Source organism: Wolbachia endosymbiont (group A) of Portevinia maculata (assembly GCF_964028525.1).
Classification (GTDB): domain Bacteria; phylum Pseudomonadota; class Alphaproteobacteria; order Rickettsiales; family Anaplasmataceae; genus Wolbachia.
In genome coordinates this window covers 712,237-735,958 of sequence record NZ_OZ034786.1, presented here as the reverse complement: position 1 = coordinate 735,958, position 23,722 = coordinate 712,237, and the positions used below count along the sequence as shown (strand labels likewise).

Annotated in this window: 20 protein-coding genes, 2 pseudogenes and 1 riboswitch; of the genes and pseudogenes, 12 read left to right on the top strand and 10 right to left on the bottom strand. The window is 36.5% G+C overall.

The genetic code is table 11. The annotated features are described in order from the left end of the window. The first annotated feature begins 16 nt into the window (after positions 1-16). The 9 genes from ABWU36_RS03720 to ABWU36_RS03680 all read left to right on the top strand — a co-directional run bounded on the left by ABWU36_RS03720 (position 17) and on the right by ABWU36_RS03680 (position 10,300). On the top strand, positions 17-724 hold the full coding sequence (locus tag ABWU36_RS03720; protein ID WP_253309179.1) for an outer membrane protein assembly factor BamD: 708 nt from the start codon (positions 17-19) through the stop codon (positions 722-724). A 59-nt stretch (positions 725-783) separates the two neighbouring features. Then, on the top strand, positions 784-1,524 hold the full coding sequence (locus ABWU36_RS03715; RefSeq protein ID WP_253309949.1) for a YebC/PmpR family DNA-binding transcriptional regulator: 741 nt from the start codon (positions 784-786) through the stop codon (positions 1,522-1,524). Next, positions 1,521-2,459: a M23 family metallopeptidase gene (locus ABWU36_RS03710; protein WP_353273015.1), complete on the top strand. Its 939-nt coding sequence runs from the start codon at positions 1,521-1,523 to the stop codon at positions 2,457-2,459. Before ABWU36_RS03715 ends, ABWU36_RS03710 begins: the two co-directional genes overlap by 4 nt. A gap of 7 nt (positions 2,460-2,466) precedes the next feature. Beyond that, entirely contained in the window at positions 2,467-3,312 is an 846-nt protein-coding gene (locus tag ABWU36_RS03705; protein WP_264688468.1) for an SPFH domain-containing protein, read from the top strand. A 76-nt stretch (positions 3,313-3,388) separates the two neighbouring features. After that, positions 3,389-3,491, top strand: a riboswitch (TPP riboswitch). Next, positions 3,480-3,722 (top strand): SemiSWEET family sugar transporter, encoded by a 243-nt coding sequence (locus ABWU36_RS03700; RefSeq protein ID WP_253309181.1) that lies wholly within the window; start codon positions 3,480-3,482, stop codon positions 3,720-3,722. (Overlaps the previous riboswitch by 12 nt.) A gap of 13 nt (positions 3,723-3,735) precedes the next feature. Beyond that, on the top strand, positions 3,736-4,425 hold the full coding sequence (locus tag ABWU36_RS03695) for a thiamine diphosphokinase (RefSeq protein WP_353273014.1): 690 nt from the start codon (positions 3,736-3,738) through the stop codon (positions 4,423-4,425). 1,173 nt (positions 4,426-5,598) lie between these two features. Further along, positions 5,599-7,002 carry a malonyl-CoA decarboxylase gene (locus tag ABWU36_RS03690; RefSeq protein WP_264687944.1) on the top strand — a complete coding sequence of 468 codons (1,404 nt, stop codon included), beginning with the start codon at positions 5,599-5,601 and terminating at the stop codon, positions 7,000-7,002. A 79-nt stretch (positions 7,003-7,081) separates the two neighbouring features. Beyond that, a complete protein-coding gene (lepA, locus tag ABWU36_RS03685) occupies positions 7,082-8,878 on the top strand; it encodes a translation elongation factor 4 (RefSeq protein ID WP_353273013.1) in 1,797 nt (598 codons plus the stop codon). 1,080 nt (positions 8,879-9,958) lie between these two features. Then, the gene (locus ABWU36_RS03680) at positions 9,959-10,300 is read left to right on the top strand and encodes a TrbC/VirB2 family protein (protein ID WP_353273012.1); all 342 of its coding nucleotides are present in this window, start codon (positions 9,959-9,961) and stop codon (positions 10,298-10,300) included. 43 nt (positions 10,301-10,343) lie between these two features. Here ABWU36_RS03680 and ABWU36_RS03675 read toward each other — a convergent pair whose 3' ends face one another. From ABWU36_RS03675 to ABWU36_RS03665, 3 genes are all read right to left on the bottom strand, one after another. After that, positions 10,344-11,357: a pyruvate dehydrogenase complex E1 component subunit beta gene (locus ABWU36_RS03675; protein WP_253309186.1), complete on the bottom strand. Its 1,014-nt coding sequence runs from the start codon at positions 11,355-11,357 to the stop codon at positions 10,344-10,346. A gap of 62 nt (positions 11,358-11,419) precedes the next feature. Continuing rightward, complete coding sequence (locus ABWU36_RS03670) at positions 11,420-11,587, bottom strand: hypothetical protein (RefSeq protein ID WP_341816363.1); 168 nt, start codon at positions 11,585-11,587, stop codon at positions 11,420-11,422. A 71-nt stretch (positions 11,588-11,658) separates the two neighbouring features. Then, positions 11,659-11,781, bottom strand: a complete 123-nt coding sequence (locus ABWU36_RS03665; protein WP_264687946.1) for a hypothetical protein — start codon at positions 11,779-11,781, stop codon at positions 11,659-11,661. Positions 11,782-12,073: 292 nt separating this feature from the next. Here ABWU36_RS03665 and topA point away from each other — a divergent pair, with 292 nt between their 5' ends. Further along, positions 12,074-14,524: a type I DNA topoisomerase gene (gene topA / locus ABWU36_RS03660; protein ID WP_353273011.1), complete on the top strand. Its 2,451-nt coding sequence runs from the start codon at positions 12,074-12,076 to the stop codon at positions 14,522-14,524. A gap of 164 nt (positions 14,525-14,688) precedes the next feature. Here the strand turns inward: topA and ABWU36_RS03655 are convergent, their stop codons facing one another. Then, positions 14,689-15,516 (bottom strand): rhodanese-related sulfurtransferase, encoded by an 828-nt coding sequence (locus ABWU36_RS03655; protein ID WP_353273010.1) that lies wholly within the window; start codon positions 15,514-15,516, stop codon positions 14,689-14,691. 129 nt (positions 15,517-15,645) lie between these two features. Between ABWU36_RS03655 and ABWU36_RS03650 the strand changes: the two genes are divergently transcribed. Then, positions 15,646-17,244 carry an ABC transporter permease gene (locus tag ABWU36_RS03650; RefSeq protein WP_264687949.1) on the top strand — a complete coding sequence of 533 codons (1,599 nt, stop codon included), beginning with the start codon at positions 15,646-15,648 and terminating at the stop codon, positions 17,242-17,244. Positions 17,245-17,254: 10 nt separating this feature from the next. On the opposite strand, the gene ABWU36_RS03645 is transcribed toward ABWU36_RS03650, so the two are convergent. Further along, complete coding sequence (locus ABWU36_RS03645; RefSeq protein ID WP_353273009.1) at positions 17,255-18,136, bottom strand: Rpn family recombination-promoting nuclease/putative transposase; 882 nt, start codon at positions 18,134-18,136, stop codon at positions 17,255-17,257. Positions 18,137-18,477: 341 nt separating this feature from the next. Beyond that, the gene (gene apaG, locus ABWU36_RS03640) at positions 18,478-18,879 is read right to left on the bottom strand and encodes a Co2+/Mg2+ efflux protein ApaG (RefSeq protein ID WP_253307374.1); all 402 of its coding nucleotides are present in this window, start codon (positions 18,877-18,879) and stop codon (positions 18,478-18,480) included. Positions 18,880-18,975: 96 nt separating this feature from the next. On the opposite strand from apaG, the gene ABWU36_RS03635 reads away from it, so the two are divergent. Then, complete coding sequence (locus ABWU36_RS03635) at positions 18,976-20,040, top strand: 5-(carboxyamino)imidazole ribonucleotide synthase (protein ID WP_253309191.1); 1,065 nt, start codon at positions 18,976-18,978, stop codon at positions 20,038-20,040. A 512-nt stretch (positions 20,041-20,552) separates the two neighbouring features. Here the strand turns inward: ABWU36_RS03635 and ABWU36_RS03630 are convergent. From ABWU36_RS03630 to ABWU36_RS03615, 4 genes and pseudogenes are all read right to left on the bottom strand, one after another. After that, positions 20,553-20,765 (bottom strand): annotated as a pseudogene (locus tag ABWU36_RS03630) (toprim domain-containing protein); the annotation flags it as partial. Positions 20,766-20,852: 87 nt separating this feature from the next. After that, on the bottom strand, positions 20,853-22,868 hold the full coding sequence (locus tag ABWU36_RS03625; protein ID WP_410541970.1) for a hypothetical protein: 2,016 nt from the start codon (positions 22,866-22,868) through the stop codon (positions 20,853-20,855). A gap of 72 nt (positions 22,869-22,940) precedes the next feature. Next, positions 22,941-23,225: pseudogene (locus tag ABWU36_RS06825) on the bottom strand (DnaJ domain-containing protein); the annotation flags it as partial. A 122-nt stretch (positions 23,226-23,347) separates the two neighbouring features. After that, positions 23,348-23,512, bottom strand: coding sequence for a hypothetical protein (locus ABWU36_RS03615; protein ID WP_353273008.1), 165 nt, complete (start codon positions 23,510-23,512; stop codon positions 23,348-23,350). Positions 23,513-23,722 lie beyond the last annotated feature (210 nt).

The following is a 23,722-nucleotide window of genomic DNA, read 5'->3' as shown; positions in this document are numbered from 1 at the left end:
GATCGAAAAAAATCTTATGTATAAGACTTTAATCACGTGCTTTATTTTCCTAATTTGCTCCTTTACACAATCGTATGCGGATGATCTTGAAAAAACTGAAGCTGAACTATATGAGGAAGCAGTTGAACTTTTTGACCAGAAAAAATATAAACAAGCTATTAGGGCATTTCAAAAGATAGAAGATTTGTACCCTTTCTCTTATTGGGCAAGGAAAGCAAAATTATTATCTGGGGTTTCTCACTATAATATGGGTAACTACAGTAGTGCTGCAAGTGATATGGATGATTATATATACGTTTATTCAAATGGTGAAGATTTGCCATATGTGTATTACTTAAGAGTACTATCTTATTACATGCAAATTAACAAAGTGCAGCTCGGGCAACAAGTTGCATATAAAACTTTAGAGCTAGCTACAGAGTACATTAATCTCTTTCCAGGCAGCGAATATGTAGACGAGATGAAGGAAAAAGCAAAGCTGATCACAGAGCATATATCAACAAAAGAGTACTCTATCGGTAAGTTTTACCTGAGGCGTGGTGAATATTTAGCAGCAATTAAGCGTTTCCAGAATATAGCAAGCTATAAGGATTCTAAATATTTTTCTAAGTCTATTAACTATTTAATAGCAGCCCATTCAGCTCTTGGCCTTGACTTAGAAGCTGAGCAGTATGAAAGTATGTTATTAGCAGAAAACCTGCAAGATGCCAAGCCAGAGGCTTGAAAATTTGCTTTAGCTTTTTCTATGCTTTGATATATAATTAGGTTTTTAACTATTTGAATATGGCTGGTCATTCACAATTTTCAAATATAAAACATCGGAAAGGCACTCAGGATGCAAAGCGCTCTCAAAAATTTACGAAGCTGATTAGAGAAATAACAGTTGCTGCAAAGCAAGGGCTACCCGATCCCGAACTCAACCCGCGCCTTCGCTCTGCTATATTTGCTGCACGCAAGGAAAATCTACCAAAAGATAAAATAGAAACAGCAATAAAAAATGCAACTGGTAACGTTGCTGGAGAAAATTATGAGGAAATCCAATATGAAGGTCATGGGCCTTCTGGCACTGCACTTATTGTCCATGCCTTGACTAATAACCGCAACCGTACTGCTTCTGAGGTACGTTATATATTTTCTCGCAAGGGTGGAAACTTGGGAGAAACAGGAAGTGTTAGTTACCTTTTCGATCATGTAGGCTTAATCGTCTATAAAGCAGAGGGTGTGAATTTTGATGATTTATTTAATTATGGGATCGAGTTAGAAGTATTGAATGTTGAGGAAAATGACAAAGAAGGATTACACGTTATAACTTGTGAAATAAAAGATTTTGGTAAAGTACGCGATGCCTTTTATGCAAAATTCGGAGAACCAGAACTTGCTCGTCTTTCGTGGCAACCAAAGGATCTAGTTGAAATTAGCGATAAAGAGTTGATCGATAAATTATCCACATTGGTTGAAGAATTAGAAGATAATGATGATGTACAGTATGTTGAAGGTAATTTTACTTTTGTTGATAAGCTATGAGGCTGGTAATATTTGTATTGCTTTGTATTTTACCAGCATATGCTACTGAAACATCAACAGATCTTGCACAGCCATTCCAGCATGGAATCAGAAAAAAAAAAGCTACTTTGACGACAGAAAGTGATGGAAAGTTGTTATTCATATCTAGTGACATAAAATCCTCTTTTTTTGACACGGAAGGGTTGGCGCCAAATACAGTGGTAAAATTGATCAACATATATAAAGATTTTGGTGTTGATTTTAAAAAAGACATTGTGCCGAAGAGTAAATTGGAGGTTCTTTTTGAGAGATCGCTCAGTAATCAGAAGACTGAAGAAAAGATTTTATATGCTTCACTGACAATAAACAAGAAAGCTATTAGTTTATATCATTATAAATCGCAAGACGGCAAAGAAAGGTATTTTAATAAAGAAGGAATAAGCTTAAAAAATGGCGAAATTTTTGCAAATCCTTTAAATGGAGATTATTGCATATCCTCAAAATTTGGCAATAGAAAGCATCCTGTTCGCGGTAAAATTGCTTTTCACAAAGGAGTGGATTATGCAGCTAAGCTTGGCACTCCCATATACGCTGCTGCAGAGGGTGTGGTAGAATATATAGGAAAGAATGGTGGCTATGGAAATTACATCAAAATAAAACACAAAAATGAATATTCAACCTGTTATGCGCATATAAGTAGATTTAGTGGCGATATAAAGTTAGGCTCTAAAGTAAAACAGGGGCAGGTCATTGCCTATGTTGGTAGCACTGGTGTTGCAACAGGACCCCATTTACATTACGAAGTTATATATAACGGCAAACACATCGATCCGCTTACGATAGCGCATGAAACTGAAGTAAAATTGCCTGATCATGAATTAAGAGAGTTTAAACTATTTGTAAATAAGATAAATAAAACGATCAACAGAGAGGGTTCAAGTGAAAAAGAAGTTTAAAGACAATATGGATAAGAATACGATAAACGATAGAAATTTAAGTCAACTCCGGTTTTTTCCTGTACTAATAGCGCTAGGATTAATTTTATCGCTGCTTTTTTTTGCATATGACAGCACAATTGCGCTTGGAGTTGCTGCTGTTTCAATTTTGACTTTTCTTCAAGGATTTTTTATTAATGACCCTAATGAAGCAAGAGTGATAGAGTTTTTTGGTCATTATATTGGAACTTATTTTAAGTCTGGAATATGTGTAACGCTTCCCTTTTCAAGCAAATATATAGTTTCCCTAAAATTTCAAAATATCAACACAGAAAAAATAAAAGTGAATGATGCAAATGGAAGTCCAATAGAGATTTCTGCAGTAATTGTTTGGAGAGTAAACAGCCCTGCAAAGGCGTATTATAATGTTAACAACTATCACGAATTTGTTTTTGTACAAAGTGACTCAGTAATAAGAGAATTAGCAAGCAATTATCCGTATGATAGCGAAAGCGATGAGGAATCTTTACGTAAAAATTCTGATAAAATTTCAGATGAATTGCGGTCAATGTTACAACAAAGATTAGATATTGCAGGAATTGAGATTACAGAAGCAAGAATATCGCATTTGGCGTATTCGTCCGAGATTGCACAAGCAATGTTAAGGCGTCAACAAGCACATGCTATCACTTCGGCAAGAAGGCATATAGTGCAAAATGCAATAGGAATTGTCGAGGAAGTAATAGCTCATTTTGAAAAAAACAAAAGCTTACAATTAGATGGCAAGCAAAAGGTTCAATTGATAAATAATTTGTTGGTTGCCCTAATCTCTGAGCAAGATGCACAACCGACGATTAGTTTGGATAATAATTAGCATAGAAGCCGATTGGGTTTCATGAATGCAAGTCACTATTAATTTCTTGATTAATAGACTAAATGATGTTATAAATTACACGCATTAGGGGTGCTCTAGAAAAGCTGAGAGTACATAAAGTACAACCCTTTGAACCTGATATTGTTAAAGCAAGCGTAGGAAAATGTATGTATATAAATATTGAAGAATGCTTCGGCTTCATTGCGTTAATTGCATCTCTAATTGGATTATCACCTCAAGTATATAAAGCATATATCACTAAAGTTACTCGTGATGTATCGATGCTAATGTTAGTAAACTATCTTATTTGTTCATTATCTTGGATTGGCTATGGTCTTTACCAGAGCTCAATTTTTGTGGTGCTTAGCAATATTGCTGGATTAGTGATTAGCATAATATCAATTATTTAAAAATGTTACTACGATGCAAAACCTGCACCATGATCATGTGCTGCACTGCAGTACACAACAACAATATCGTTCTATTGTAGTGCTAAATGGAGAAATACCGAGCTCATCGTTTTTTAAACGAGATATACCTATTATTGCTGTAGATGGAGGAGCAAACAAGCTTCTATCAATTGGCGTAAAACCTGATCTTGTAGTAGGAGATTTGGATAGCGTAAATCTGGATTTACGTGCTAATTTGAATACGATATATCTACCTGATCAAGATTATTGCGACTTTTCTAAAGCAATGGCTCACTTAAAAACAGTAAAGTTATTGCCATCAATAGTAACGGGTATTACTGGAGGAGTAATTGATCACATACTACAGAATATTAACATTTTTCTAAGTACGGGCAGTATCTTTTACACACCTTCACCTCCCATGGTAGGTTACATCCTACAAAAAAGTATTACCCATTTTTCTTTGCCGAAAGATACTAAAATATCTTTACTTGGTATACCGAGAGCTCAAATATCAACCAAAGGATTAAAATGGGAACTGCATCTTAGCAACCTTGCTTTTCCAGGAAAGAATTCTTGCTTTAATCGAAGTTTAGGCAGTAAGTTATCTATAGAAGTACACAGTGGTATATGTTTGGCGATGGTTTATTTAGAAGCAGTAGATGGTGCTGCAAGACATCATGTGCGTCAAGTTAAGAAGTAAATAGACTTCTTGCATAACCCAAACTAAGTAGAAAAAAGGTATCATCCAAGTAGCTAACACTGGTTCCTTTATGACGTGTCATTCCAGTGTCAGCTACTTGAATGACAGCAGTCCTACGTCATACCGCCGCGGTATCTCTAGATCCCGCTAATAAGCAGCGGGATGACGAATTGCTTAACCGTCATACCGCCACGAACCGTCATACCGCGATTCATTCGCGGTATCTCATCCGCTAACACGTAGCGGAATGACGAATTGCTTAACTGTCATACCGCCGCGAACCGTCATTCCGCCGCGAACCGTCATTCCGCCGCAGACCGTCATTCCGCGATTCATTCGCGGTATCTCATCCGCTAACACGTAGCGGGATGACGAATTGCTTAACCGTCATACCGCCACGAACCGTCATACCGCGATTCATTCGCGGTATCTCTTAGCATAGATCCCGCTAACAAGTAGCGGGATGACGAGATGCCACCGCGAACCGTCATTCCGCCGCAGACCGTCATACCGCGATTCATTCGCGGTATCTCATCCGCTAACACGTAGCGGGATACTTGACCTTTACAGGGATGACGGTTGTCGTTCAGCTACAAATATTAAGAAATTTACCAAGCGGAAAAAAAGGCAAAAGAAGCCCCGTGGTGCGAGTTTTGACTCTATATTACTGTAAGTGGCGCTGTAATAATGTGCTAACGCTTAAAATAAGCGCGATTTGGCTGAATGTAGAAAAAATTTAAAAGACATGCAGCCGCTATAATTTTATGTAATCCGCCAAAAAATACCCTAAGTTTTTTACTGAATTTTGTCATTGAGCCTGCAGGTCAAAAACAAGTTTTGAGTCATAAATACCCTTATTATCATAATAAGGGGGCTGGCGGAGTTTGTCAAGGAAGTTTTTTGTTTCTACTGAATGACAGTTGTGGCTTGGGAGGTAGTGCAAGAAGTCTATTGTATTACTGAATTATTAATAATTCAGTAATAGTGCCTGCTATGTAGCTAAAATTTTCCTTTAACTTAAGCTATATGTAGCTAAAATAACTTGGGTTTACCGACGATTTGACAAACGACAAATTCGTCATCACGCTGCTTGTTAGCGGGATCTAGAGATACCGCGGCGGTATGACGTAGGGAAACCTGACTTGCATTAGCCATGTATAATAAAGGGAATCTATGACAAAAGAATCATTGGTAAAAACTGATATAGTGAAAGTTGAAGACAAAAAAGCGGTAAGAAGCTTTTTTAAAATACTAGGTGGAGTGGCAGATGCTGTAAGATCGTGGATTGGTAACATCGGTCCTGATTTAAGCAACAGTCGCGATATCGATAGTTTAGTCTTGAAGATGAACGAGTGCTTAAACCCAAAGGGAGGAGAGGTTTCAGCACGTAAGAACGCTGTATCTCTTGGTAACCTGTACTTGAGCTTATCAGAGAAAGGTAAAATAAAATTTCTACAAACCCTGGCAGAAAAATTTAATCCGAATAAAGCGGAAATAGATGAGAAAATTAAAGAGTATAAGAAAAACCAAGATCCCGAGTTAAACTATAAATTTGAACAGGATTTAATAAAAATTCTTGAATCACCGCGTTCTAAAATATTGAAGCAATTTATTTCTCTACCAGAAGGCCTCAAGTTTATTGTTGATATGCGTTCTGATGTGCTTAAGCTAAAGAACCAATATAGAAGCTTGAATCCACTAGAGAATGAATTAAAAAATATACTCTATACTTGGGTTGATGTTGATCTACTCGATCTTCGTCAAATCACCTGGGATTCACCTGCATCATTGCTAGAAAAACTTATAAAATATGAAGCTGTGCATAAAATTTCCTCTTGGGATGACTTAAAAAACAGACTAGATTCTGATCGTCTCTGTTTTGCTTTCTTTCATTACAAAATACCAAACGAACCTCTAATTTTTGTAGAGGTTGCATTGGTGAATAAGATTGCAGATAGCATTCAACACCTTTTAGATGAATCAGTACCTTCAAGTGATCCAAGTAGTGCAAGCACTGCTATATTCTACTCAATATCAAATACTCAAGCAGGGTTATCTGGAATCAGCCTTGGTAATTTTTTGATCAAAAGGGTTGTAGAAAAGCTATCGCAAGAGTTTAAAAGTATAAAAACATACGCAACTCTTTCTCCAATACCTGGCTTTACGAAATGGCTAAAAAACAATCTAAACCAAGATGTCACTTTATTGGGCAAACTAAATATAAAACAATCTAGTGCAGAAATTTTAGAAAGTGCAGAGCAATTAAAAACTAACGTTGAATGTACAAATGAAACTAAACAATGCATGCTTAAACTGTGTACATATTATTTACTAAAAGTGAATAATAGTAATGGAAATGCTTATGATCCGGTGGCACATTTTCATTTAAGCAATGGCGCATCAATAAAACAATTAAACTGGATGGCGGATACTTCTGAAAAGGGTATTAGTCAGTCGGCTGGAATGATGGTGAATTATCTGTATGAGTTGCCTAAAATAGATAACAATCATGAAAACTATATGGTTAATAAAGTGATTTCCTGCTCGAAAAAAGTGTCGTCTATGTTGAAGGAGTAAATAGTCTCTTAATAAATAATTGCCCTCACAACACTTAAAATGTAAAATAGTTTTACTAATTAAGTATAGTAGGCCATAAATGAACAACATAAGAAATTTTGCAATAATAGCGCATATAGACCACGGTAAGTCAACGCTTGCTGACCGTTTAATAGAGAAATGTAACGGCCTTGAAGCAAGAGAAATGATCAATCAAATACTCGATTCAATGGATATAGAGCGTGAACGTGGCATTACAATTAAAGCACAGACGGTAAAACTCAATTATACGGCAAACGACGGTAATCAATATTGCCTAAATCTCATGGACACCCCAGGTCACGTTGATTTTTCTTATGAGGTAAGTCGAAGCTTAGCTGCATGTGAAGGTTCACTTTTAGTGGTAGATAGTAGCCAGGGTGTTGAAGCTCAGACTCTTGCAAATGTATATAAAGCTATTGACAACAATCATGAAATAATAGTTGTACTCAATAAAGTTGATCTCCCTGCTGCAGATCCAGAAAAGGTAAAACTCCAGGTTGAGGAAGTAATTGGCATTGACGCAAGTGAGTCAGTTTTAATATCAGCCAAGACTGGTCTTGGAATAAGGGATGTATTAGAAGCTATAGTGACAAAACTTCCAGCTCCTCAAGGTGATGTGAATGCTCCACTACAGGCAATTTTAGTTGATAGTTGGTATGACACTTATTTGGGAGTAGTAATTTTAGTACGAATTAAAAATGGAGTGCTAAAAAAGGGCATGAAGATTGTTATGATGTCTAATAACTCTACATACCAAGTGGACAATATCGGTATTTTTACTCCTAAAAAAGTAATGACAGGTGAACTCTCAGCAGGTGAAGTTGGTTTTATCACTGCTTCAATGAAGGAAGTTGCAGACTGTAGAGTGGGAGACACTATTACTGAAGAGAAAAGACCGTGCAGCAAGGCATTGCCTGGTTTTAAAGAAGTGCACCCTGTGGTATTTTGTAGTATTTTTCCTAATAAAACGGACGACTTTAAATCTTTAAGAGAAGCACTGGAAAAATTACATTTGAATGATGCAAGTTTTACTTTTGAAGCAGAAACTTCAAATGCGCTAGGCTATGGATTTCGTTGTGGTTTTTTGGGAATGTTGCATCTTGAAGTTATTCAAGAAAGGCTCGAGAGAGAATTTGATTTAGATCTAACAGCAACTGCACCGAGTGTTATATATAAGGTTACAACGCAAGGTGGTGAAGTTCTGAGCATTCATAATCCTAGTGACATGCCAGATCCAACAAAGATTGAAATGGTAGAAGAGCCGTGGATTACTGCAACTATAATGGTCCCTGACCAATATTTAGGTGAGATTCTATCATTATGTGAAGAGAGGAGGGGAGAACAGGAAGATTTATCTTACATTGGTAACACAACAACAGCATTGTTAAGATATAAGTTACCACTGTCTGAAGTTGTTTTTGACTTTTATGATCGATTAAAATCAATTTCCAAGGGGTATGCAAGTTTGGATTGGGAAATTTCCAGCTATCTGGTAAGCCAAATAGATAAATTAAGCTTTTTAATTAATGGAGAGCCCGTAGATGCACTGGCTTGTATCGCTCACAAAAGCAGAGCAGAAAAAAGGGGGCGTGAAATATGCGCACGCTTGAAGGATCTAATACCACGTCAGCAATATAAAATCGCGATTCAAGCGGCAGTGGGCGGGAAAATTATTGCCAGAGGAACGATTAATCCATATAGAAAAGATGTAACAGCTAAACTCTATGGTGGAGATGTAACGCGAAGAATGAAACTACTTGAAAAGCAAAAGAAGGGTAAAAAAAGGTTGCATTCTATAGGGAACGTAAATATTCCACAGAATGCTTTTATTCAAGCTTTGAAGATAAGTGATTGATCTTAAAAGACTTCTTGTATAGTTTTTGGCAACAACCGTTAGAAACGAAAAAACTTACTTGACAAACTCCGCCAGCCCCCTTATCATGGTACTGGAGGTATTCAGTTATCTTCATCTGTGCAGATTAAACAGCAAGAAAACAACGTATTGGCGTCTTATTTTTAATTTTTTGCACTATGTGCACCTTATGTCTTCACAACATTTCTGGGTTTTTACCTATATAAGCTGAAACGCGCTTATAAGTCGTTTAAGACAGTATAGTACGCCAATTTGCAGGATTAGAGAGTGACAACTAGCTAACACGGGGTTTCTTTTGCCTTTTTTTCTGCTTAGTAAATTTCTTAACGTTTACAATTTTGTTATAAAAGTAGCTAAATTGGAGCGTTGAGAGTAAAAAACGCCAATTTATAAAGTTAATATAGATAATTAGCCAACCATGGGGTTCCTTTTGCCTTTTTTTTCGTTTGGTAAATTTCTCAAACATTTATGGCTAAAGTAATTTAGGTTCACCGACAACCGTCATCCCGCTACGTGTTAGCGGCTAAGAGATACCGTGAATAAATCACGGTATGACGTAGGATTGCTGTCATCCCGCTGCTTGTTAGCGGTATCTAGAGATACCGCGGCGGTATGACGGTTCGCGGTGGCATCTCGTCATCCCGCTACTTGTTAGCGGGATCTATGCTAAGAGATACCGCGAATGAATCGCGGTATGACGAGGGAGAACAGTTGCTACTTGTTAGCGCCGCGGCGGTATGACGGTTCGTGGCGGTATTACGGTTAAGCAATTCGTCATCCCGCTACGTGTTAGCGGGATCTAGAGATACCGCGGCGGTATGACATAGGACTGCTGTCATTCCAGCGCGTGACGCTGGAATCTAGAAAAAAGAAAACGGATCCCAGTGTCTGGGCACTGGGATGACATCGTTTACTATGTGATATCGTGCCATATTACAATGTTCGTGCAGTTGTGTGTCAACTACTTTTGTGGCACCGTTTGTTATTCAATCTTTATGCTAGCTTTACTAAAAATTATAGTATTTTAGGTATAATTGCAATATCTAAATTTAAGGTATAGGGATGAACCCTAGGAAAGTTTTTAATATTCTTTTTATAGTATTATTTATTTCTTTTTCTTATGTTGGGAGTGCTGCCGCTGACACTAATGCTGATACAACTGCTCAAGTAATATGTAATATTATTGGCTACGTTTGGGGAATAGGTGGACCGCTTATGACCGTAGTGATAATAGGTGCAGCTTTGCTTGCGATATTTGGTAGAATGCCATGGCCAGCTCTTTTTGCACTCGGTATATTTTGTGCTGTATTTTTCGGTGCTAAAACTATTGTGACAAAAGTAATGGGTGGTATAGGTGGAAATACTTCTTTGATGGACCAATGTGGAGTGGACAAACAGAAATAAATTCCGATAACATTTTGCCAGTAAATTGCTTTTATATATTGTATTAGAAGTTAAAAATTATTTTTTTTCTAAAACAGACCTGATGCACGGCTTCAACTATATCTTCCACTTGTGGTAATGCTTTTTTTTCTAGATTTGCAGCGTAAGGTAAGGGGATGTCCTTGCCAGTTACGCGCATAACTGGAGCATCAAGGTAGTCAAATCCTTGTTCCATAACAACGGCTGACAGCTCTGCTCCTATTCCTGCAAATGGCCATCCTTCTTCTACACTAACTAACCTATTAGTCTTCTGAATAGAGTTAATAACAGTTTGAGTGTCAAGTGGTCTTAAGGTTCTGAGGTCAATAACTTCAGCTTCTATACCTTCACCTGAAAGTAAATCTGCTGCGTTTAAAGCATCCATTAATTTCAGTGAGAAAGCAGTGATAGTTACATCCTTTCCTTCCCGTATAACAGCAGCCTTGCCTATCTCAAGTAGATAATCTTTATTTGACAGCTCAGAGTCAGAAACTTCATGTTCATGTCCGTAAGCTATTTCGTTTTCTAGAAATATTACCGGACTCAGGTCACGAATTGCAGCTTTAAGCAGACCTCTGCAATCGGAGGCAAAGTAAGGTGCTATCACTTTTAATCCCGGTATATGCGAATACCAAGATGCAAAGCATTGAGAGTGTTGTGCAGCAACTCTTGCTGCAGCACCATTTGGCCCACGAAATACTATGGGGCATCCAAGTTGTCCACCTGACATATAATTTGTTTTTGCTGCAGAATTCACGATTTGGTCGATAGCCTGCATAGAAAAATTAAAAGTCATAAATTCGACAATTGGCTTTAATCCAGCGAATGCTGCTCCAACAGCAAGGCCAGCAAATCCATGTTCGGTAATAGGCGTATCAACCACTCTATTTTCTCCAAACTCTTTCAGTAATCCTTTTGTTACTTTATAGGCACCATCATACTCTGCAACTTCTTCACCGATGATCAACACGTCAGGGTCGTTTTGCATTTCTTCTCTGATCGCTGTGCATAAAGCTTCTCTTACACTTAAGGTTGCCATTTATAAACTTTTATAGACTTTAACTAAAGTAACTATATCAGAATTACTAGGAAGCGTACAAATTAAGTTTTACAAACTGACCTTACCCAGATGATATGAATAAGTATTACTTGGTTGAAAGCAAGAGAAGATAATAACTTCTCAGAGTGGATAGGTGGCAGTTCTTTTGAGGCACTGTCTGCTCTTACATGGAGTGTAGGAAGAAGACCTCGTGACCCAGATTCTGCCACCGATGAGGCTCAGTCACCTTTTGATAGCCTGAAGATGGCTTTATGTTTCCTGTTTCTTTTTTCCTTTTCCTCTATAAATATATTGTTTTTATATTCAGTTTAAATATTTCACTAATTCTTTTTATCGTCATTGTTTTTTCATCAACTGCTTTGAGAACTCGTTCTCTGAGGTCTTCACTATATGGGCTTGGCATTTTTCATCTCTTTAATATGCCATTATAACCTATTCTATCCTTCAGGTAAACCTTTCTTGGGTTAGCTATAGCAGTGGGAATAGCAGTTGGAGCTTATTGTCTGGTTGCTGCTGCAATCATATACTATTGTAATAGACCTTCAAATTCACTTGAAAATAGCAAGGTCTAAGGGTTTTCTGGAAACCATGAACAACCTACTCTGTAAAATTCACAAGACCTATTAAAATATTTTTTTACTTTTCATCGTATATTTCTCAACATATTATCTTTAAATACTAAAATAATTAACAATATGGCATTATTAATAGTTGAATCACCTGCGAAAGCAAAGACAATAGGCAAATATTTAAGTAAAGAGTTCAAAGTAGCTGCATCCTTTGGACATGTGAGGGATCTTCCAGCAAAAAACGGTTCTGTCGATCCGGATAATGATTTTGCTATAAAGTATGAAACCATTGAAAAAGCAGAAAAGTATATAAAAGAGTTAGTAAAAGCAGCGAGTAAAGCATCAGATATATATCTTGCAACAGACCCAGACAGAGAAGGGGAAGCAATGGCTTGGCATGTGATAGAGACATTAAAAGAAAAGAAAGCAATCAGTAATGAAAACAACATTTATAGAGTAGTCTTTAATGAGATAACAAAGAGAGCAGTTCAAGAAGCAATAAAGAATCCACGTGAAATTAATATGGACTTAGTGCGCGCACAGCAAACACGCAGAGCTTTGGATTATCTAGTTGGATTTAGCTTGTCACCGCTGCTGTGGACAAAATTGTCGGGAAGCAAATCTGCGGGGCGAGTTCAATCTGTTGCATTAAAGCTTATATGCGAACGAGAAGATGAAATCAGTAAGTTTATAACACAGGAGTATTGGAGCATAAAGGCAGAAATGCAAAATAGCAAAGATGAGGCTTTTTTTGCTATGCTGAGTCACTATGACAATAAGAAGCTAGAAAAATTTGATATTAAAAATGAAGAAGAAGCAAAGAACTTAGTCAGGGAGATTGAATCAAGGCAATATGCTGTAAGCACAGTAGAACGCAAGCAAGTTAAGAGAAATCCGCTTCCTCCATTTATTACCTCTACTCTACAGCAAGATGCAGTGAATAAGCTGTATTTTAATGTGAAAAATGTTATGCGCATAGCGCAAAATTTATATGAAGGTATCGATATTGGTGGTGAAACTGTAGGGTTGATAACTTACATGCGTACAGATGGGTTTCATATTGCAGATGAGGCTATAAACTCAATTAGAGGGTCAATTAAGTCGTTATATGGTGATAAATATTTACCACAGTCTCCTCGTAAATATGTAAAAAAGGTCAAAAATGCTCAAGAAGCACATGAAGCAATTCGTCCAACTGATATCAATAGAACGCCGGGTAGTATTAAGGATTACTTAACGCCAGAGCAATTTAAATTGTACGATTTAATCTGGAAAAGAACCATTGCAAGTCAAATGGAATCGGCGATTCTTGATCAAGTGGTAGTTGAAATTAGTTCTACTGATCAGAAAGTGATTCTGCGAGCAAGTGGATCAAGTATATTCTTTGATGGTTTTTATAAAGTCTATCAAGATAACATGGAAGCCGAAAATGAAGGCCTGCTACCTGCCATGAAGGAAGGGGAAGCGTGTAAGCTGATTTCAGTTGAGCCAAAACAGCATTTCACTCAACCGCCACCTCATTATAGTGAAGCAAGTATCGTTAAAAAAATGGAGGAAATCGGTATAGGCCGTCCATCAACTTATGCGACAATTATTTCGGTATTGCAGGATCGTGAGTATGTTACACTGGATAATAAAAGATTTATTCCAAGCAGTCGTGGTAAGATCGTTACCATATTTTTAGAAACTTTTTTTCAGCGTTGTGTAGAGTATGATTTCACAGCACAAATGGAAGAAAAGCTTGATTTAATCTCAAATGGACATGCAGATTGGAAAAAAGAATTGAGCCACTTTTGGGTGCCATTTTTTGGTCATGTAAATTCTGTCAAGCAAATGACACATGATGAAGTTTTCAGCGGCATTCACGATTTGGTAGTTAATTGGTTTTGTTCAGAGGAAGGAAAAGAAGAAATAGGTAAGAAATGCCCTGCTTGCTCTGATGGTATATTAAAATTGAACTTTGGGCGAGCAGGAGTGTTCCTTGGATGCTCTAACTATCCTGAATGCAACCATACAAAAGAAATTACAGGTAGTAATGACAATTTAGAATATCCAAAAAGTTTAGGTGTAGATGATATAACAGGCCAAGAGGTAGTAATTAAAAAAGGTCCTTTTGGGCTTTACCTTGAGTTTAATAGTGAGTCCAAAAAGAAAAAAACAGTTTCCATACCAAAGGATCTAAATGTTAATGATATTGATCTGAATACCGCTACTCAGTTACTTTCCTTGCCAAAAGTAATCGGAGAACACCCTGAGACCGGAAAGGAAATAAAAATAGGCCTTGGACGATTTGGGTACTATATTTTTTATGATGGTAGATATTTTTCTCTTAAAAAAAGCTCTAAAGAGGTGCTGAATACAGAATTGAGCGAAGCTGTACAAATTATTGCAAACAGTCCACGCAAAGAGTTAAAATCTCTCGGGGTTAATGAAAAAGGAAAAGAAGTTTTCATCTGCAACGGTAGGTACGGATTCTATATAAAATGCGATAGAACAAACGTTGCTTTGGGTAAGAATGCAGATATTGAAAGCATAGATTTGAAGAAGGCTTTAGAGTTGATTAAGGGTAAGAAATAGACTTCTTGCATAACCATATGCTCTTTATTGTCATTCCAGCGCGCGACGCTGGAATCTAGAAAAAAAGAACCTGGATGCCAGTGTCTGGGCACTGGCATGACACCCTTTCTGGTAGAGGTTGCTCTCAAATCACAACGTGCATACAACTGCAGCGGCATGATGTTTTATTTATTATAGCTATAACACTGAAGTTTACAATCAGAACAAACCACTTGGCCACGTGGAACTGACTTCAGCTTGTCCGTTGAAACTTGATTTGAGCAGAATATACATTTTATTGTGTTGCTTGGAGTAAGTGAGTTGTCAACAGTAATTCTATCATCAAAAACAAAACACTCACCTTCCCAATTACCATTTTTATTATAAGTTTTTTCAAGGTAAGAAAGAATGCCGCCTTTCAGGTGGTATACATTGTTAAATCCAAGATTTTTCATGTACGCTGTTGATTTTTCGCATCTAATCCCACCAGTGCAGTACATAGCTACTTTCAGGTCTTTACTCTCAGAGAAAGACTTTGCCCACTCAGGAAAATCGCGAAAACGCTGAGTATGTGGATTGATTGCATTTTTAAACTTGCCTAATTTCACTTCATACTCATTTCGTGTATCTATTACTAAAACGTCAGGTTGAGAAGTAAAATCATCCCAATGCTCTGGATCAACATATTTACCCTTAAGGGAAATATCAAGATTGCCTACACCAAGATTCACAATCTCTCTTTTTAATTTTACCTTCATCTTGCTAAATGGTTGATATTCTGCTGCACTCTCTTTCCATGTAAGGTCCTTTAGCCTATAATCAGAACGTAGAAAATCGAATATTTTATCAATCGCGTTTCTTTCACCAGATACGGTTGCATTAATACCCTCTTCTGCAAGGAGTATAGTACCCTTTAATTCAATGTTGTCGCATGCAGTTTTTATTTCGTCTTTCATGTCATAATAATTAGAGAGTTCTACAAAGTGATAGAAAGTTGCAATGACGAAGCTCATGATTATTCACTTATCAACTAAAAACATGATATACAAAATTATAAAGATATTCAATAGTACGGCTGTTAATTACTGGATATCTTCAGTTTTTACATATAACATTTTAATATCAAATATAGATCCAAATTAATGTTTTTGAGAGTATTTAAAAATATATTCTTATTTTTAGTAAGTATATTATTCGTCTGTCCTATACTATCGTTAATATCGATTCTATTTACAGAATCAGCAAATTCTGGATGGGTAATCAGCACACTTTTCCCTGAATATATACTGAGTACGCTAATTTTGATGATAGGAGTGGGGGGGATATCCTTCATATTTGGAGTGATTCCAGCATGGCTCACCACATTTTTTTCATTTCCTGGAAGTAAAATTTTTGAGATTGCTTTGTTCTTTCCGATATCGATTCCTGGATATATAGTAGCGTTCGTCTATGTAAATACACTAGAATTTTCAGGTCCGGTGCAGAGCTCATTAAGAGACATTTTAGAGTGGAGCAAAGGTGACTATTGGTTTCCTGAAATAAAATCCCTAGGTGGTGGAATATTAGTAATGGGATTTAGTTTATATCCATACGTTTATATGCTAGTCCGCTCAAGTCTAAAGAATGTTAGTAACTCAGTCACTATTGCGTCAACACTTGGGTTCTCCTCATTACAGAGCCTGTTTTCTGTCATCATACCTTCCATACGTCCATCAATTATAGCTGGGTTGTCCTTGGTACTAATGGAGGTAATTACGGATTTCGGCACACCACAGTTTCTTGCTATCGATACTTTTACGACAGGAATATATCGCACCTGGTTTTTACTGCATGATAAATATTCAACTACTGTTTTAGCAGTTGCAGAATTGATTTTCGTTGCAACACTAATAGCTATCGAAAAGAAACTACAAAAAAAAGGAATATCTTACTCTTCAATCAACGCTAATGCAGATTATCACAACAAACGGAGTGTAAGTGGCACTATACCATTGATCTTTGCTTATCTTATGTGTGTATTGCCGATATTAATAGGTTTTATTTTGCCAATGATTCCGCTCATATATTGGAGCATAGAGAAGGGGTTTTTCATATACGAAGCAAGGTTCTATAATATAATAGCAAATAGCGTTAGTTTATCATTTATCACCGCATTAATCTCAATTAGCATTGCAATAATGATTGGATATACGGCGCGTAAAAGTAAGGTAATCAATAATGTAGCACGTCTCATTTCTTTAGGCTACGCAATTCCAAATGCAATTATCGCAATTAGCATAATAATATTTTTAAGCAGAATATCTTCTTTCATTACTCAATATATTGTGGAAATTAGCTTGGTAGGAACTATTGGCGCATTAGTTTACTCATATTTATTTCGTTTTTTTGCTATATCTTTCAAGGCGGTAGAATCAGGGCTCAAAAAAACACCAAATGAAATTGAGTGGACTGCATATACCATGGGTCATGGGCCTATTTCCACATGTTTGAATGTTCATATCCCTCTCATCAAGAAGAGTATATTATCGGGATTTTTGCTCGTATTTATGGATACTATCAAGGAGCTCACAGCAACACTCATTATAAGACCATTTAGTTTTGAAACTATATCAACTAGAATATATGAACTTGTAAGCGATGAGCGCTATAGAGAAGCTGCCCCATTTTCGTTGATAATAGTTATAATAGGCTTAATCTCTACAATAACCTTATTTACACTTGATGATAAGGATAAAAAATAAACGTAACCGTTCACAGATTTCCACTTAATTCTTCAATCTCACTAATAGAAAGGCCAGTAAACTTGACAATAGTGTTGACATCAACATTATTAGCCAGCATTGCTTTTGCGACTTCAATTTTCCCTTCAATTTTCCCTTCAATTTTTCCTTTCTCTTCAGCAAGATCAAGTCTGTATTCAAGAATGGCTTCTTCTTTCCGTAGATCCATTATTCTTTCTTCGTAAGCTACTAAATCTTTTTCGTTCCAACGAAACTTGTCTAATTCATCATATGCTAGCTTTATTATTGGCGCTTTTTCTGCTATCTCTTTTAAGTCCTCTTCTGTTGTTTCTTCTGCGTATTTAAAAAAGAAACACCACCTTTCTACTATACTTTCTAACTGCTCTACTTTACTTTTTGAAAATTTGGGCAATTCTATAAAGATAAATTGAAAATCTTTTAAGTAATGGCCGTTAGTTTTTATATCACGTATATTGTGAGTAGAAATATAATCAACTTCTTCAGGAAGTAAGTTACAATTTGATATAGCAATAAAGAAGACTTTCTTTAAATCAATGTAGTTGCCAGATTTATCTAATTGTCTTGAGTAGGCTTTAGCGGCATATAATTGAGCGCGTTTTTCGAAGCCCTTGTCTCTAGCGAGCTGCATTTCTGCTATATATCTATTTCCGTGAGAATCCTTGCAGAGAACATCAACAATACTTTGTTTATCAGAGGCAACTTCGGGATCCATAATAGTGCTAAGAAACTCAACTTCTTGTATTGCATTTATCTCAGTAAACCCTAAAATATCGTTCAAAAAGTGGATCAGGATATTCTTATTTTTTTCCGTTTCAAAGATTTTTTTGAAACACAAATCATTGCGAGGATCGAGAAATTTTGAAAGAGCCATGGCAAAAATGCTTGAAAATATTAATAATTATACACTATTATTAACAATTATTCAACCATATTTTTGAAGATAGCTATAGCTATGCTGCCGCGGTATCTCTTAGCATAGATCCCGCTAACAAGTAGCGGGATGACGAGGATGCCGCCGCGAACCGTCATAGCGCCGCGGCGCTAACTAGTAGCGGAATGACGGTTTTTCAAATTGTCGGTAAATCTAAGTCAGTTTAGCTATAGGCAGCAATTTTCTGTATTTATTTTAAATTGAAGAAAGCTCAAATGAAAGATCATGTTTTGCTAAAAATCACAGAATGCAGTCTGGTTACAAATAAACTATTTTGATAGTTAATGGGGTCTAGTTTTGACGTATGGACTATCCAAAGAAAAGGGTGGTATCATAACCTCAAAAATTTTTATGCTTTCTTCATTCAGAAATTCATACTTACCCTGCATTATTCCTGACGGTGCATTTAAGTATGTTCCACTTGTGTATTTAAATACCTCTCCAGATTTTATCACAGGTTGTTCTCCGATAACACCAACTCCGGCAATTTCATTTATTTTTCCCTTATAATCTATTATTTGCCAATGACGACTTAATAATTGAATAGTTGATTGGCTTTTGTTTTTTATCTTAACGTTATACATCCATATATAGCAATTTTCATAAGGAATGGATTGCTCTTCAATATAAATTGGTAAAACTGTAACTTCAACAAAGTTGGTAGTTAGTGTGTACTCTATCATTATAGAATATTCATGATAAAAAGATAGTATTTTAATTATATACTTTTTTCATAGATTTTTCAAGTATACTTTAATTAGGAAATATCAATTTATAGTATGAACGAACCAGATGCGCTTAGCAAAAAAGTAATAGGAATAATAGGTGGTGGACAATTAGGTAAAATGACTGCTATCGCTGCAACAAAACTTGGACAAAAAACACATGTTTTTGCCAGTGCTAAGGACGATCCGGCTTGCTCTGTTGCTGATGATTTCACAATAGCAGATTTCTCTGATAAGAAAGCGCTTGAATCTTTTGCACAGAGTGTGGATTTGGTCACTATTGAGTCTGAAAATATTCCATGTAGTGCAATTGATATCGATGTAAATTTTTATCCGGGTAAAAAAGCGTTACACATTGCGCAAAATAGGCTTAGAGAGAAAGATTTCATTAGAAGCTTGAGTATAAAAACTGCTGAATACAAAAGTATACAAAATTATAATGAGCTACTGAAAAGCAGTAGAACTTTTGGCTATCCAACAAGGCTGAAAACAACAGAAATGGGTTACGATGGAAAAGGGCAATATGTGCTTGAGAATGATTCTGAAGTGAAGCAATTTGCTTCCTTTGATTGGAATACAGAGTACATTCTTGAAGCAAGTGTTGATTTACTGAAAGAGGTTTCAATAGTCATTGCAAGAGATAAAAACGGTAAAGTAGCTTTTTTTCCTATAGCAGAAAATTACCACGTTGATGGAATACTTGATACTTCAACAGTGCCAGCTAAAATAGATAGCAAATTAACTCAAGAGGTACAACGAGCTGCAAAGAAAATAGCAAATGCGCTCGATGTAATAGGAATTCTGGCTATTGAATTTTTTGTTACTAAAGATAACGAATTGTTAGTTAATGAACTAGCTCCAAGACCTCACAATTCTTGCCACTGGAGCTTGGATGCATGTAACGTTAGTCAATTTGAACAGCTGGTTAGGATAATATGCGGGCTACCTATGCAGGAAGTAGTATTACGCTTTCCTTGTATGACGAAAAATATAATAGGTAACGATATATATGATTCTCATAAGTATTTGAGCAACGAAAAAGCTAGTTTAACCATATATGGAAAAAAAGAGGTTAGAGATAAGCGTAAAATGGGACATGTCAATATAGATTTAAGTTAATAGTTTTTCTACGTCATTCTGCCACAACTGTACGAACATTGTGATATGATGAGATGTTACATAGTAAACGGTGTCACTCTAGCACATATTTGTACGAACATTGTTATTTGAGCACACCAGGAAGGATGTCATTCAAGTAGCCCCTTTCTCGTCATCCCGCTACGTGTTAGCGGGATCTCATTTCACTTTATGAGGGTGTCATCCAAGTAGCTGACACTGGTTTCCATCCAAGTAGCCCCTCTTGTCATCCCAGTGTCAAGCACTTGGATCCAAGATTGGATACTGAGTTGGTGAGTATAAAAGTGTTGTGTTATGGCTAACGCTGACTCTACGTCATACCGTGACGGTATCTCTAGATCCCGCTAACACGTAGCGGGATGACGGTTGTCAAGGTTTCATCCCAGTGTCAAGCACTGCCTTTGTGTTTGTACGAACATTGAGATATAAGAGTCAAGAAAAAAGATGTCATCCCAGTGCCCAGACACTGGGATGGATCTGTTGCAAGGTGATGTTTTACTCGCTTGCTTTGCCAGCTCTTTTACATATTTTTCTGCTTTCTCAATAATCTCATACTTTATGGCAAAATCATTATCTGGATCAACAGAGCCGTTTTTTGCTGGAAGATCTCTCACATGTCCAAAGGATGCAGCTACTTTGAACTCTTTACTTAAATATTTGCCTATTGTCTTTGCTTTCGCAGGTGATTCAACTATTAATAACGCCATATTGTTAATTATTTTAGTACTTAAAGATAATATGTTGAGAAATATACGATGAAAAGTAAAAAAATATTTTAATAGGTCTTGTGAATTTTACAGAGTAGGTTGTTCATGGTTTCCAGAAAACCCTTGGACCTTGCTATTTTCAAGTGACTTTGAAGGCTGATTACAACAATATATGATTGCAGCAGCAATAAGACAACAAACTCCAACCGCTACTCCAACCGCCAACATTTCTAAGTAAACTGCAATAGTTATTCCTAAAGCAACTCCAGCTATTGCCAGTACAGAAGCAGCTATAATAGTTCTCTTTTCACTTCGTGGAGCAGCAGCATTTGGTTTACTTGGTTGTTGATTATTGTTTTGAATACCAATTTTTTGATCTGAAACTTCAAGCTGCTCCTGTTCAGGAGTTTTTTCTTTTTCTGGGTTGCTTAGCTGTACACCATCGCCTTGAGTATTATTTGCTTGATCTGAAACTGGTATTTCAGGTTGGCTTAGCTGCTCCTGCTTATTTCCTGGTGTTTTTTCTTCTTCTAGGTTACTTGGCAGTACATCATCGTCTTGATTTACTTGATCCAAAACTTCAGGCTGCTCCTGTTCAGGAGTTTTTTCTTTTTCTGGGTTGCTTAGCTGTACACCATCGCCTTGAGTATTATTTGCTTGATCTGAAACTGGTATTTCAGGTTGGCTTAGCTGCTCCTGCTTATTTCCTGGTGTTTTTTCTTCTTCTAGGTTACTTGGCAGTACATCATCGTCTTGATTTACTTGATCCAAAACTTCAGGCTGCTCCTGTTCAGGAGTTTTTTCTTCTTCTTGTTTTATTCCCAAAACTTCTAATGAATTTTTAAGAGCAGCAGATTTTTCCTCAGCAGAACAATTAATATCTTCCTTCATATTTTTACCTCTTTCTACCAATAGGTCTATTGGGGACTTGTCATTATTGTCCTTAGCATCAATTTTTGCCCCACCTTTTATTAATGCTTCTAATTTGGGATAAAAACGTTTATTTACTTCTTCAAGCTGAAAACTCTGACCTACCTCCTCAACGCTGTTGCAATATTCTGAAACAACGTAATGCAGCAAGGTTTGCCCTAAAGAATCAGGAGTATTTAGATCTACTCCATTTTCAATTAAAGATTCTATAGTAGAAACATCACAACATCCTTTAACTAATGCGTTTTTGCCACTGCTATCCTCTTCCATTAAGTCAATGTTTGCTTTATTTTCGACGTGTGGATAAATATTATGCTCTACAATCTTGTGTGATATAGGAATACCGTTTGCATCCTTTAATCCTATAATTCCTTTCTCAACAAAAACATTCATCATTGAATAGTATGCTTTCTCTGTTTCCACGCGATCATAATAAAAGATGTAATCAGTCCATAAACTCTTTCTATGATTATCTACAAACTGGTCAATACACACATCAAGTGAAGTTACGTGTTCACTATTTGAAATATCGTAACGTACACCTTTATCTATAAGTGAGTGAAAAAAGGAAACAGCATTCTTAAGAGATATAATTACACTCTCTCTTGCACAACCTTCCCTAAATTCCATTGAGTTCATTTTTGACTGGCATTGATCAAAAAGCTTAATTATATTTTTATAGAGAGGACTTGTATTACAACTGATGTTATTATCTTGTGTATCTTTCTGAACATTAGGGTTACTACTATTTTCGGAAGAAGACTTCTTAGAAGAAGGTTGACCAAAATTAAAAGCATCAAAGTTAAATAACGTCTTTTTTAGAACAAAATCATCAGAATTAGGGTTATTAAAATACTTAAAGAAATCATGGAAAATCGTATTCCCGTCACTATCTTGCACATTAATATCGTCCACATCTAACTTCCCTAACAGCAAGCCTGCGGTTTTATAAGAATTTAATTTGATAGCAAGACGTAAAGCGTCAATAAGAGATACTTTTGCTCCTTTGCTAATCAAATAATCAACAATTTGCTCATGATCTTCTTTAATTGCATAATTAATCGGAGTAATACCAATATATATGCAATCATACTTAATATTAATATCGACACTGAACTTTTCTACTACTGTGCGTACAGATTCTAGATCACCTGCAAGAATTGATTGGTACAAAAAGTGGTATGGTTGCTTCCTTATATAATCTGCAAATAAATCATCAGATTTTGCTGTATTTTTCTCTTCACAACCACTTTTATCATATTCTTTTCTTTTTTTCTCGTTGGATAACACTTCATATGCCTTTTGAACCTCTAGAAATGGCATTACAAGATCTTGCATTTCTTTCGATTCGGACTCAGATAAAATACCACCACCACGTTGCTTTTCTGACAATTCTCGATATCTTTCTTTTTTTTTAGGTGGGAGTTTATCAGGATGATATTTCAGTGCTAATTTTTTATAAGCTTTGTTTATTTCTTCCGGAGTAGCATCTTTATTTACTTCTAGTATTTCATAGTAGTTCCTAGCCATATATACCCCAACTCACAAATAATATATATTAGCATCATATGACATAAAAATCAAGTGAACTCACCCAGGAAAAGTAGAGATGTAGACAATACTGGAATTTCTATATACTATAGCTTCCTACTTCATACCGCCACGGCGCTAACAAGCAGCGGGATGACGGTTGTCAGGCTAGTACCTTCTCCTGTCATCCCAGTACCTTCTTCTGTCATCCCAGTACCTTCTTCTGTCATCCCAGTACCTTCTTCTGTCATCCCAGTGCCTTCTTCTGTCATCCAAGTAGCTAACACTGGGATCTCATTTTACTTTATGACGGTGTCGTCCTAATACCTTCCCCTGTCATCCAAGTAGCTAACACTGGGATCTCATTTTACTTTATGATGATGTTATGAAAGTAGCTGACACTGGGATGACACCTGTAGCCCTACGTCATACCGCGATTCATTCGCGGTATCTCTTAACATAGATCCCGCTAACACGTAGCGGGATGACGGTTGTCG

What these genes read in the sequence shown, in the direction of transcription:
- ABWU36_RS03695 (WP_353273014.1), top strand. Translation starts at nt 3,736, where the DNA reads ATGCAAAACCTGCACCATGATCATGTGCTGCACTGCAGTACACAACAA.
- ABWU36_RS03645 (WP_353273009.1), bottom strand. Translation starts at nt 18,136, where the DNA reads ATGGCTCTTTCAAAATTTCTCGATCCTCGCAATGATTTGTGTTTCAAA.
- ABWU36_RS03675 (WP_253309186.1), bottom strand. Translation starts at nt 11,357, where the DNA reads ATGGCAACCTTAAGTGTAAGAGAAGCTTTATGCACAGCGATCAGAGAA.
- ABWU36_RS03680 (WP_353273012.1), top strand. Translation starts at nt 9,959, where the DNA reads ATGAACCCTAGGAAAGTTTTTAATATTCTTTTTATAGTATTATTTATT.
- ABWU36_RS03705 (WP_264688468.1), top strand. Translation starts at nt 2,467, where the DNA reads ATGGATAAGAATACGATAAACGATAGAAATTTAAGTCAACTCCGGTTT.
- ABWU36_RS03710 (WP_353273015.1), top strand. Translation starts at nt 1,521, where the DNA reads ATGAGGCTGGTAATATTTGTATTGCTTTGTATTTTACCAGCATATGCT.
- lepA (WP_353273013.1), top strand. Translation starts at nt 7,082, where the DNA reads ATGAACAACATAAGAAATTTTGCAATAATAGCGCATATAGACCACGGT.
- ABWU36_RS03715 (WP_253309949.1), top strand. Translation starts at nt 784, where the DNA reads ATGGCTGGTCATTCACAATTTTCAAATATAAAACATCGGAAAGGCACT.
- ABWU36_RS03690 (WP_264687944.1), top strand. Translation starts at nt 5,599, where the DNA reads ATGACAAAAGAATCATTGGTAAAAACTGATATAGTGAAAGTTGAAGAC.
- topA (WP_353273011.1), top strand. Translation starts at nt 12,074, where the DNA reads ATGGCATTATTAATAGTTGAATCACCTGCGAAAGCAAAGACAATAGGC.
- apaG (WP_253307374.1), bottom strand. Translation starts at nt 18,879, where the DNA reads ATGATAGAGTACACACTAACTACCAACTTTGTTGAAGTTACAGTTTTA.
- ABWU36_RS03720 (WP_253309179.1), top strand. Translation starts at nt 17, where the DNA reads ATGTATAAGACTTTAATCACGTGCTTTATTTTCCTAATTTGCTCCTTT.
- ABWU36_RS03635 (WP_253309191.1), top strand. Translation starts at nt 18,976, where the DNA reads ATGAACGAACCAGATGCGCTTAGCAAAAAAGTAATAGGAATAATAGGT.
- ABWU36_RS03650 (WP_264687949.1), top strand. Translation starts at nt 15,646, where the DNA reads ATGTTTTTGAGAGTATTTAAAAATATATTCTTATTTTTAGTAAGTATA.
- ABWU36_RS03655 (WP_353273010.1), bottom strand. Translation starts at nt 15,516, where the DNA reads ATGAGCTTCGTCATTGCAACTTTCTATCACTTTGTAGAACTCTCTAAT.
- ABWU36_RS03700 (WP_253309181.1), top strand. Translation starts at nt 3,480, where the DNA reads ATGTATATAAATATTGAAGAATGCTTCGGCTTCATTGCGTTAATTGCA.
- ABWU36_RS03665 (WP_264687946.1), bottom strand. Translation starts at nt 11,781, where the DNA reads ATGCCAAGCCCATATAGTGAAGACCTCAGAGAACGAGTTCTCAAAGCA.